Source organism: Aeromonas sp. 75A, from assembly GCF_051919425.1.
GTDB lineage: Bacteria > Pseudomonadota > Gammaproteobacteria > Enterobacterales > Aeromonadaceae > Aeromonas > Aeromonas veronii.
Window position 1 is genome coordinate 2,270,561 of the sequence record NZ_JBQBES010000002.1, and the last position, 9,440, is coordinate 2,280,000.

Here is a 9,440-nt window from a genome sequence, read left to right on the forward strand (position 1 = left end):
TTCGGTAAATGTTGCAACCTAAGCGTACTAAATTCCGCAAGACCCACAAGGGTCGTAACCGCGGTCTGGCCACCTCTGGTAACGAAGTATCCTTCGGTACCTTTGGCCTGAAGGCGACATCCCGTGGTCAACTGACTGCTCGTCAAATCGAAGCAGCCCGTCGTGCCATGACCCGTCACGTTAAGCGTCAAGGTAAGATCTGGATCCGTGTGTTCCCGGACAAGCCCATCACCGAAAAGCCCCTCGAAGTTCGTATGGGTAAAGGTAAGGGTAACGTGGAATACTGGGTTTGCCCGATCCAGCCTGGCAAGGTTCTGTACGAGATGGACGGTGTACCTGAGGCTCTGGCGCGTGAAGCGTTTGCCCTGGCCGCAGCTAAGCTGTCTGTTCAGACCACTTTCGTAATTAAGACGGTGATGTGATGAAAGCCCAAGATCTGCGTCAAAAGAGCGTCGAAGAACTGAACCAGGAGCTGCTGGGCCTGCTGCGTGAGCAATTCAACATGCGCATGCAAGCGTCCACCGGCCAGCTGGCTCAGACTCACACTCTGAAACAAGTGCGTCGTGACGTCGCACGTATCAAGACTGTACTGACTGAGAAGGCAGGTGCGTAATGACTGACAAGATCCGTACTCTGCAAGGTCGTGTAATCAGCGACAAGATGGACAAGTCCATCACTGTTGCTATCGAGCGCAAGGTAAAGCACCCGATCTACGGTAAGATCATCAAGCGCACTACCAAGCTGCACGTGCATGACGAAAACAACGAGTGCAAAGCTGGCGACCTCGTGGAAATCCGCGAATGCCGCCCGCTGTCCAAGACCAAGTCCTGGACCCTGGTTGCCGTTGTAGAAAAGGCCTAATCGGTACTTTGTAGTCCAAGCGGCCCCTTTCAGGGGCCGTTTGTTTTTTAGGCTACCTTTTCTGAAAATCCTGTGTTATAGTTTCGCGCCTTTTGAAGGCAGCCAGATCCCATTAGGGATAAGAAGTAAACAAAGCGGAGCACTAAGATGATCCAGATGCAAAGTATGCTGGGTGTTGCCGACAACTCCGGCGCTCGCAGTGTAATGTGTATTAAGGTTCTGGGTGGCTCGCACCGCCGTTACGCCGGCATCGGCGACATCATCAAGGTTTCCATCAAGGAAGCCATTCCTCGCGGTAAAGTGAAGAAAGGTGATGTGTATAACGCGGTGGTCGTACGCACCCGTAAAGGCGTTCGTCGTCCGGACGGCTCTGTCATCCGTTTCGACAACAATGCGGCTGTGTTGCTTAACAACAACCAACAGCCAATCGGTACTCGTATTTTTGGCCCGGTGACCCGTGAACTGCGTAATGAGAAGTTCATGAAGATTGTGTCCCTGGCACCCGAAGTACTGTAAGGAGTCGAACGATGGCAGCTAAAATCCGTCGCGAAGACGAAGTGATTGTTCTTACCGGCAAAGACAAGGGCAAGCGTGGCAAAGTCACTCAAGTCCTGATTGCAAAAGGTAAGGTAATCGTGGAAGGCATCAACCAGGTGAAGAAACACCAGAAGCCGGTACCCGCACTGGGTCAGGCTGGCGGTATCGTCACCAAAGAAGCCCCCATCGATGTATCAAACGTAGCGCTGTTCAACTCTGCCACTGGCAAAGCTGACCGCGTTGGTTTCCGGATTGAAGACGGCAAAAAAGTCCGTTTCTTCAAATCCACCGGCGAACTTGTGAAGTAATTGGAGTTTAACGATGGCGAAACTGCATGATTACTACAAATCCGATGTAGTAAATGAACTGTCCAAGCAGTTCGGTTACAAGACTATCATGCAAGTCCCTCGGATCGAGAAAATCACCCTGAACATGGGTGTTGGTGAAGCGATCTCTGACAAGAAGTTGCTGGAAAATGCTGCTGCCGATATGGCTGCCATTTCCGGTCAGAAGCCGCTGATCACCAAAGCTCGCAAATCTGTTGCGGGCTTCAAGATTCGTGAAGGCTACCCGATAGGTTGTAAAGTAACCCTGCGTGGCGAGCGTATGTGGGAGTTCCTGGAACGGCTGATCTGCATCTCCGTACCGCGTATCCGTGACTTCCGTGGCCTGAACGCTAAAGCGTTCGACGGTCGTGGTAACTACTCCATGGGCGTGCGTGAGCAGATCATCTTCCCGGAAATCGACTATGACAAGGTCGATCGCGTCCGTGGTCTGGATATCACCATCACCACTTCCGCGAATACCGATGAAGAAGGCCGTGCTCTGCTGGCTGCCTTTAACTTCCCATTCCGCAAGTAAGGTTAGGGTTATGGCTAAAACATCCATGAAAGCGCGCGAAGCAAAGCGTGCCAAGCTGGTAGCCAAGTACGCGACCAAGCGTGCCGAGCTGAAAGCTATCATCGTTGACATGAACGCTTCTGAAGAAGCGCGTTGGGATGCTGTACTGCAACTGCAACAGCTGCCCCGTGATTCCAGTCCGTCCCGCCAGCGTAACCGTTGCAATATTACTGGTCGTCCGCACGGTTTCCTGCGCAAGTTTGGCCTGTCTCGCATCAAGGTGCGTGAGCATGCCATGAAGGGCGAAATTCCGGGCCTGAAGAAGGCTTCTTGGTAACGAATCTCGGGAGTTAGACTTATGAGCATGCAAGATCCGATCGCGGATATGCTGACCCGCATCCGTAACGGTCAGGCGGCGAGCAAAGTTGCGGTTTCCATGCCTTCTTCCAAGCTGAAAGTGGCTATCGCCAAAGTGCTGAAAGAAGAAGGTTACATCGCTGGCTACTCCGTAGCTGGTGACGTGAAGCCGGAACTGGAAATTGAACTGAAATATTTCCAGGGCAAGCCAGTTGTAGAACTGATCCAACGCGTAAGCCGTCCAGGCCTGCGTATTTACAAGCGCACTACTGATCTGCCGAAAGTTATGGGCGGTCTCGGTGTTGCTATCGTGTCCACGTCTAAAGGTGTGATGACTGACCGTGCTGCTCGTAAAGCAAGCATGGGCGGTGAGATCATCTGCTACGTCGCTTAATAGGAGGTAGGAAATGTCTCGTGTTGCTAAGGCACCCGTCACTATTCCTGCTGGCGTAGAGGTGACTCTGAACGGCCAGGAACTGACCATCAAAGGTGGTAAAGGTTCTCTGGTTCGCTCTATTCACGCCGGTGTAGAAGTGACCAAAGAAGACAATGTACTGAAGTTCGCCCCGCGCGGCAGCATCGCTGGTGCTGACGCTCAGGCCGGTACTGCCCGTGCATTGGTCAACAACATGGTAATCGGTGTTACCCAAGGCTTCGAGCGCAAGCTGCAGCTGGTTGGTGTAGGTTATAAAGCCTCCATCAAGGGCAATGCTGTTGCGCTGGCTCTGGGCTTCTCTCACCCGGTAGAGCATGCGCTGCCGGCTGGTGTGACCGCTGAGTGCCCGACTGCTACAGAAATCGTTCTGCGTGGCGTCGACAAGCAGCTGGTTGGCCAAGTCGCCGCCGATATCCGTGCTTACCGCGCTCCGGAGCCCTACAAGGGCAAGGGTGTACGCTATGCCAACGAGCAAGTGCGTACTAAAGAAGCTAAGAAGAAGTAAGGTAACACTATGGACAAGAAAGCAGCTCGTCTCCGTCGTGCTACTCGTGCTCGGAAAAAGATGCAGGAACTGGGAGCTACCCGTCTGGTTGTTCACCGTACCCCGCGTCATATCTATGCGCAGGTTATTGCAGCCAACGGTTCCGAAGTTCTGGCCTCTGCTTCCACAGTAGAGAAAGCCATCAGTGAAGCTCTGAAATACACCGGTAACGCAGATGCTGCTACCGCTGTAGGTAAAGCTATCGCTGAGCGTGCTATTGCCAAAGGCGTTCAGAACGTATCTTTCGATCGTTCCGGTTTCAAGTATCACGGTCGCATCGCTGCCCTGGCAGCTGCCGCACGTGACGCTGGTCTTCAGTTCTAAGCTAGGAGTCGAAGATGGCTAAAGTCGAATCTCAAGCCGGCGAACTGCAAGAAAAGCTCATTGCAGTAAACCGTGTTTCGAAAACTGTTAAAGGTGGTCGTATCATGTCCTTCACCGCGTTGACCGTGGTGGGTGATGGTAACGGCCGTGTAGGTTACGGTTACGGTAAAGCCCGTGAAGTTCCGGCTGCTATTCAAAAAGCAATGGAACAGGCTAAGCGTAACCTGAACAAGGTTGAGCTGAACAACGGCACTCTGCACCACCCGGTGCGTGGTGTTCACTCTGGCTCCACCGTGTTCATGAAGCCGGCCTCCCAAGGTACTGGTATCATTGCAGGCGGCGCCATGCGTGCTGTTCTGGAAGTTGCCGGTATCCACAACGTGCTGGCCAAGACCTACGGTTCCACCAACCCAATCAACGTTGTTCGCGCTACTGTAGACGCTCTGGTTCACGGTCAATCACCGGAACAGATCGCTGCCAAGCGTGGTCTGCGCGTTGAAGAAATTCTGGGGTAATGCGACATGGCTAACACTGTAAAAGTAACTCAAACTCGCAGCTCTATCGGCCGTCTGCCAAAGCACAAGGCGACTCTGCGTGGTCTGGGTCTGCGTCGCATTGGTCACACCGTTGAGCTGGAAGATACTCCTTGCGTACGCGGCATGATCAACCAGGTTTATTACATGGTTAAGGTGGAGGGCTAAGCATGCGTCTGAACACTCTGTCTCCGGCCGCTGGTTCCAAGCCTGAAAAACAACGTCGTGGTCGTGGTATCGGCTCCGGCCTGGGCAAGACTGGTGGTCGTGGTGTTAAAGGCCAGACCTCTCGTTCCGGTGGCGGTAAAGTCCGCAACGGTTTCGAAGGCGGCCAGATGCCTTTGAAAATCCGTCTGCCGAAGTTCGGTTTCTTCTCTCGCAAATCTTTGGTTTCTGCCGAAGTGCGTCTGAACGAAATCGCCCTGGTAGAAGGTGATGTGGTCGACCTGAGCACTCTGAAGCAAGCCGGTGTTGTTACTAAGAACATCGTGTTCGCTAAAGTTGTTCTGTCAGGCAACATTGACCGTGCTGTGACCGTTCGTGGTCTGTCCGTCACCAAAGGTGCACGCGCAGCCATCGAGGCCGCTGGCGGTAAAATCGAGGAATAATCAGTACAATGGCTAAGAAACCAGGATTGGATGTTAAAGCACAGGGTGGTCTGAGTGAACTGAAGAGTCGTCTGCTCTTCGTTCTCGGGGCGATTATCGTTTTCCGTGCAGGCTCTTATGTGCCGATTCCTGGTATTGACGCCGCCGTACTGGCCGAGTTGTTCCAGCAACAGAAGGGCACCATCATTGAGATGTTCAACATGTTCAGTGGTGGTGCACTCTCGCGTGCTTCTATTCTTGCGTTGGGGATCATGCCGTACATTTCGGCGTCGATCATTATCCAGCTGCTGACAGTGGTTCACCCCGCTCTTGCTGAACTCAAGAAAGAAGGTGAATCCGGCCGTCGCAAGATTAGCCAATATACCCGTTGGGGCACGCTGGTTTTGGGAACTTTCCAGGCCATTGGTATTGCAACCGGTCTGCCGAATATGATGCATGGACTCGTGACTAATCCGGGTCTGGGCTTCTATTTCACAGCGGTTGTGAGTCTGGTCACCGGTACCATGTTTTTGATGTGGTTGGGTGAACAGATTACCGAGCGTGGGATTGGTAATGGTATCTCGTTGATTATTTTCACAGGTATCGTTGCTGGTCTGCCGCATGCCATTGGCGCTACGGCCGAACAGGCACGTCAAGGGGAATTGCACATCCTGCTGTTGTTGTTGCTGGGCTTGATTGTTTTCGCAGTGACTTACTTTGTGGTGTTCGTGGAGCGTGGTCAGCGTCGTATCGTCGTTAACTATGCCAAGCGTCAACAAGGCCGCCAGGTATTTGCCGCGCAAAGCACACACCTGCCGTTGAAAGTGAATATGGCTGGTGTGATTCCTGCGATTTTCGCATCCAGTATCATCCTCTTCCCGGGGACCATTACCTCTTGGTTTGGTCAGGGAGAGGGTAAAGTAGCTGATATCCTGCAACAGGTCTCTATGGTCCTGCAGCCGGGTCAACCGCTTTACGAGATGCTGTATGCAGCAGCCATTATCTTCTTCTGCTTCTTCTATACCGCGCTGGTGTTCAACCCCCGCGAGACAGCAGATAATCTGAAGAAGAGTGGAGCCTTTATCCCGGGGATTCGCCCGGGCGAGCAGACAGCACGTTACATCGATAAGGTTATGACTCGCCTGACATTGGCAGGTGCGCTCTATATAACCTTTATCTGTCTGGTACCCCAGTTCTTGATGACTGCCTGGAACGTACAGTTCTACTTCGGTGGCACTTCGCTGCTGATTATCGTGGTAGTTATCATGGACTTCATGGCTCAGGTACAAACCCATATGATGTCTCATCAATATGGTGACGTCCTGAGGAAGGCCAACCTGAAGGGCTACGGCCGCTAAAGGTCGGCGTAGTTACGGAGTTAAGCAATGAAAGTTCGTGCTTCCGTTAAGGCAATCTGCCGTAACTGCAAAATCATCAAGCGTCACGGTGTGGTGCGTGTGATTTGCAGCGAGCCAAAGCATAAACAGCGCCAAGGCTAATTTTTTACGGTTAGTACTTGCAACAAATAGTTGTGCTGGCTAATATAGCCAGCCAACTTTTGTTGTGTATTGGTTGACCGCCACGTATCCGCTCACGGGCTTTGTGGTGGTCGTAATCTACTATATGTAGGAGTGAATAGTGGCCCGTATCGCTGGCATTAACATTCCTGACCATAAGCATGCAGTCATCGCTTTGACTGCGATTTATGGCGTCGGTCGTACCCGCTCCAAGGCCATCTGTGCCGCAGCCGGTATCGCTGAGAATGTGAAAATTAAAGACCTGGACGAAGCTCAGATCGAGAGTCTGCGTGAACAAGTAGGTAAATTCACCGTTGAAGGTGACCTGCGTCGTCAGATTTCCATGAACATCAAGCGATTGATGGATCTGGGTTGCTACCGTGGTTTGCGTCACCGTCGTAGCCTGCCTGTTCGTGGTCAACGTACCAAGACCAACGCTCGTACCCGTAAGGGTCCGCGCAAGGCTATCAAGAAGTAACGGGAAGGTAGAAAATGGCTAAAACTCCGACTCGTGCTCGCAAGCGCGTTAAAAAGCAAGTGAGCGACGGTATTGCGCACGTTCATGCATCTTTCAACAACACAATCGTGACCATTACTGACCGTCAGGGCAATGCTCTGTCTTGGGCTACTTCTGGTGGTTCCGGTTTCCGTGGTTCTCGTAAGTCCACCCCGTTCGCTGCTCAGGTAGCTGCAGAGCGCGCTGGTGAGATGGCCAAAGAATATGGCGTCAAGAACCTGGAAGTCATGGTCAAAGGTCCGGGTCCCGGTCGTGAGTCTTCCATCCGCGCCCTGAACGCGGCTGGTTTCCGCATCACTAACATTACTGATGTGACTCCGATCCCGCACAACGGTTGTCGTCCTCCCAAGAAGCGCCGCGTATAACGCTGTAGCTACTTGGTCTAGGATTGTTGGAGAAAGAAGATGGCAAGATATATCGGTCCTAAGCTTAAGCTTAGCCGTCGTGAGGGCACCGACCTCTTCCTGAAGTCAGGTGTTCGTGCGATTGATTCTAAGTGCAAGATTGACACCGCCCCTGGTCAGCACGGTGCGCGTAAAGCGCGTCTGTCCGACTACGGTGTTCAGCTGCGCGAGAAACAAAAAGTTCGTCGTATCTACGGCGTATTGGAAAAACAGTTCCGCAACTACTACCGCGACGCTGCCCGTCAAAAGGGTAACACCGGTGAAAACCTGTTGCAGCTGCTGGAAGGTCGTTTGGACAACGTTGTTTACCGTATGGGCTTCGGCGCTACCCGTGCTGAATCTCGTCAGCTGGTGAGCCACAAGGCCATCATGGTAAACGGTCGCGTTGTGAACATTCCTTCTTTCCAGGTTTCCCCTGAGGACGTGATCTGCGTTCGTGAGAAGGCTAAGAAGCAAGCGCGTATCAAAGCTTCCCTGGAAGTTGCTGGTCAGCGTGAGAAGCCGACTTGGGTAGAGGTTGACGCCGCTAAAATGGAAGGTGCTTTCAAGCGTCTGCCAGAGCGTTCCGACCTGTCTGCCGACATTAACGAACAGCTGATCGTCGAGCTTTACTCCAAGTAAAGCTAGCTTCTAAAGAGAGGACACAATGCTGGGTTCTGTAACAGATTTTCTTAAACCGCGGCTAGTTGACATCGAGCAAGTTAGCCCGACTCATGCGAAAGTGACTCTTGAGCCACTCGAGCGTGGCTTTGGTCACACGCTGGGCAACGCCCTGCGTCGTATTTTGCTGTCATCTATGCCCGGTTGTGCAGTTACTGAAGTCGAAATTGACGGGGTACTGCATGAGTACAGCAGCAAAGAAGGTGTACAGGAAGACATTCTTGAAATCCTGCTCAACCTGAAAGGTATCGCTGTGAAGCTGGAAGGCAAGGACGAGGTAACTCTGTCCCTGACCAAGTCTGGAACAGGCCCCGTTACCGCTGGTGATATCACTCACGGTGATGAAGTCGAGATCGTAAACCCGGAGCACGTAATCTGCCATCTGACTGGTGCCAATGCTGAAATCAGCATGCGCCTGAAAGTTCAGCGCGGTCGTGGTTATGTGCCTGCTTCTGCTCGTGTTCACAACGATGACGAAGAGCGTCCTATTGGTCGCCTGCTGCTGGACTCCGCGTTCAGCCCCATCGTTCGTATTGCCTACAATGTTGAGGCAGCACGTGTGGAACAGCGTACCGACTTGGACAAGCTGGTCATCGACATGGAGACCAATGGTACCCTAGATCCTGAAGAAGCCATCCGTCGTTCTGCCACTATCTTGGCCGAGCAACTGGAGGCCTTCGTGGATCTGCGCGATGTCAGCGTGCCCGAGAAGAAAGAAGAGAAACCCGAGTTTGATCCGATTCTGCTACGTCCTGTCGATGATTTGGAGCTGACAGTTCGTTCTGCGAACTGTCTGAAGGCAGAAGCTATCCACTATATTGGTGATCTGGTACAGCGTACCGAAGTTGAGTTGCTTAAGACTCCTAACCTCGGTAAGAAGTCCCTGACTGAGATCAAGGACGTGTTGGCCTCCCGTGGTCTGTCTCTTGGCATGCGCCTTGAGAACTGGCCGCCCGCCAGCATCGCTGACGAGTAATCCAGATTACGGGTTTCACAGATTTAGTTAGAAGGATAAGGTCATGCGCCATCGTTTGAGTGGTCGTCAACTGAACCGGAACAGCAGCCATCGTCAGGCAATGTTCCGCAACATGGCCAGCTCCCTGGTTCGTCATGAGATCATCAAGACGACTCTGCCTAAGGCAAAAGAGCTGCGTCGTGTAGTTGAACCGCTGATCACCCTTGCCAAGACTGATAGCGTTGCTAATCGTCGCCTGGCATTTGCCCGTACTCGCGATAACGCGATCGTGGCTAAGCTGTTCAATGAACTGGGCCCGCGCTACCTGGAGCGCGCCGGCGGTTATACTCGCATTCTGAAATGCGGTT

General features: G+C 52.7%; 20 protein-coding genes (1 of these 20 cut by a window edge). All 20 read left to right on the forward strand.

Features of this window, described 5'->3' with window-relative positions:
• Nucleotides 1–8: 8 nt before the first annotated feature.
• A complete protein-coding gene (gene rplP, locus ACTG2T_RS10450; RefSeq protein ID WP_005340612.1) occupies nt 9–422 on the forward strand; it encodes a 50S ribosomal protein L16 in 414 nt (137 codons plus the stop codon).
• Nucleotides 422–613, forward strand: coding sequence for a 50S ribosomal protein L29 (gene rpmC / locus ACTG2T_RS10455; protein WP_005307965.1), 192 nt, complete (start codon nt 422–424; stop codon nt 611–613). The genes rplP and rpmC overlap by 1 nt, the downstream gene beginning before the upstream one ends.
• Complete coding sequence (gene rpsQ, locus ACTG2T_RS10460; RefSeq protein WP_005307966.1) at nt 613–861, forward strand: 30S ribosomal protein S17; 249 nt, start codon at nt 613–615, stop codon at nt 859–861. Before rpmC ends, rpsQ begins: the two co-directional genes overlap by 1 nt.
• 147 nt (nt 862–1,008) lie before the next feature.
• A complete protein-coding gene (gene rplN / locus ACTG2T_RS10465) occupies nt 1,009–1,377 on the forward strand; it encodes a 50S ribosomal protein L14 (protein WP_005307975.1) in 369 nt (122 codons plus the stop codon).
• 11 nt (nt 1,378–1,388) lie between these two features.
• Nucleotides 1,389–1,706, forward strand: a complete 318-nt coding sequence (gene rplX, locus ACTG2T_RS10470) for a 50S ribosomal protein L24 (RefSeq protein WP_005307977.1) — start codon at nt 1,389–1,391, stop codon at nt 1,704–1,706.
• Between the two features lie 13 nt (nt 1,707–1,719).
• Nucleotides 1,720–2,259 (forward strand): 50S ribosomal protein L5, encoded by a 540-nt coding sequence (gene rplE, locus ACTG2T_RS10475; protein WP_005331162.1) that lies wholly within the window; start codon nt 1,720–1,722, stop codon nt 2,257–2,259.
• A gap of 10 nt (nt 2,260–2,269) precedes the next feature.
• A complete protein-coding gene (gene rpsN / locus ACTG2T_RS10480) occupies nt 2,270–2,575 on the forward strand; it encodes a 30S ribosomal protein S14 (RefSeq protein WP_005340609.1) in 306 nt (101 codons plus the stop codon).
• Between the two features lie 21 nt (nt 2,576–2,596).
• Nucleotides 2,597–2,989 (forward strand): 30S ribosomal protein S8, encoded by a 393-nt coding sequence (rpsH, locus tag ACTG2T_RS10485; protein WP_005307980.1) that lies wholly within the window; start codon nt 2,597–2,599, stop codon nt 2,987–2,989.
• A gap of 13 nt (nt 2,990–3,002) precedes the next feature.
• Entirely contained in the window at nt 3,003–3,536 is a 534-nt protein-coding gene (gene rplF, locus ACTG2T_RS10490; RefSeq protein ID WP_005340607.1) for a 50S ribosomal protein L6, read from the forward strand.
• Between the two features lie 9 nt (nt 3,537–3,545).
• Nucleotides 3,546–3,899: a 50S ribosomal protein L18 gene (rplR, locus tag ACTG2T_RS10495; protein ID WP_005340606.1), complete on the forward strand. Its 354-nt coding sequence runs from the start codon at nt 3,546–3,548 to the stop codon at nt 3,897–3,899.
• A 14-nt stretch (nt 3,900–3,913) separates the two neighbouring features.
• Nucleotides 3,914–4,414 carry a 30S ribosomal protein S5 gene (gene rpsE, locus ACTG2T_RS10500; RefSeq protein ID WP_005340605.1) on the forward strand — a complete coding sequence of 167 codons (501 nt, stop codon included), beginning with the start codon at nt 3,914–3,916 and terminating at the stop codon, nt 4,412–4,414.
• A gap of 6 nt (nt 4,415–4,420) precedes the next feature.
• Nucleotides 4,421–4,600 carry a 50S ribosomal protein L30 gene (gene rpmD, locus ACTG2T_RS10505; RefSeq protein WP_005307985.1) on the forward strand — a complete coding sequence of 60 codons (180 nt, stop codon included), beginning with the start codon at nt 4,421–4,423 and terminating at the stop codon, nt 4,598–4,600.
• 2 nt (nt 4,601–4,602) lie between these two features.
• Entirely contained in the window at nt 4,603–5,040 is a 438-nt protein-coding gene (rplO, locus tag ACTG2T_RS10510; protein WP_005340604.1) for a 50S ribosomal protein L15, read from the forward strand.
• Between the two features lie 8 nt (nt 5,041–5,048).
• On the forward strand, nt 5,049–6,377 hold the full coding sequence (gene secY, locus ACTG2T_RS10515) for a preprotein translocase subunit SecY (RefSeq protein WP_005340602.1): 1,329 nt from the start codon (nt 5,049–5,051) through the stop codon (nt 6,375–6,377).
• A gap of 27 nt (nt 6,378–6,404) precedes the next feature.
• A complete protein-coding gene (gene rpmJ / locus ACTG2T_RS10520) occupies nt 6,405–6,518 on the forward strand; it encodes a 50S ribosomal protein L36 (protein ID WP_005319705.1) in 114 nt (37 codons plus the stop codon).
• A gap of 139 nt (nt 6,519–6,657) precedes the next feature.
• Entirely contained in the window at nt 6,658–7,014 is a 357-nt protein-coding gene (gene rpsM, locus ACTG2T_RS10525) for a 30S ribosomal protein S13 (protein WP_005307991.1), read from the forward strand.
• A gap of 14 nt (nt 7,015–7,028) precedes the next feature.
• Nucleotides 7,029–7,418, forward strand: coding sequence for a 30S ribosomal protein S11 (gene rpsK, locus ACTG2T_RS10530; RefSeq protein WP_005307993.1), 390 nt, complete (start codon nt 7,029–7,031; stop codon nt 7,416–7,418).
• A gap of 39 nt (nt 7,419–7,457) precedes the next feature.
• The gene (gene rpsD, locus ACTG2T_RS10535) at nt 7,458–8,078 is read left to right on the forward strand and encodes a 30S ribosomal protein S4 (protein WP_005340600.1); all 621 of its coding nucleotides are present in this window, start codon (nt 7,458–7,460) and stop codon (nt 8,076–8,078) included.
• Nucleotides 8,079–8,103: 25 nt separating this feature from the next.
• A complete protein-coding gene (locus tag ACTG2T_RS10540; RefSeq protein ID WP_005307997.1) occupies nt 8,104–9,093 on the forward strand; it encodes a DNA-directed RNA polymerase subunit alpha in 990 nt (329 codons plus the stop codon).
• A 43-nt stretch (nt 9,094–9,136) separates the two neighbouring features.
• Nucleotides 9,137–9,440 carry the 5' portion of a 50S ribosomal protein L17 gene (rplQ, locus tag ACTG2T_RS10545; protein ID WP_005307999.1) on the forward strand. Its footprint extends 80 nt past the window's final position, so only the first 304 of its 384 coding nucleotides appear in the window; the start codon lies at nt 9,137–9,139; its stop codon lies beyond the right edge, outside the window.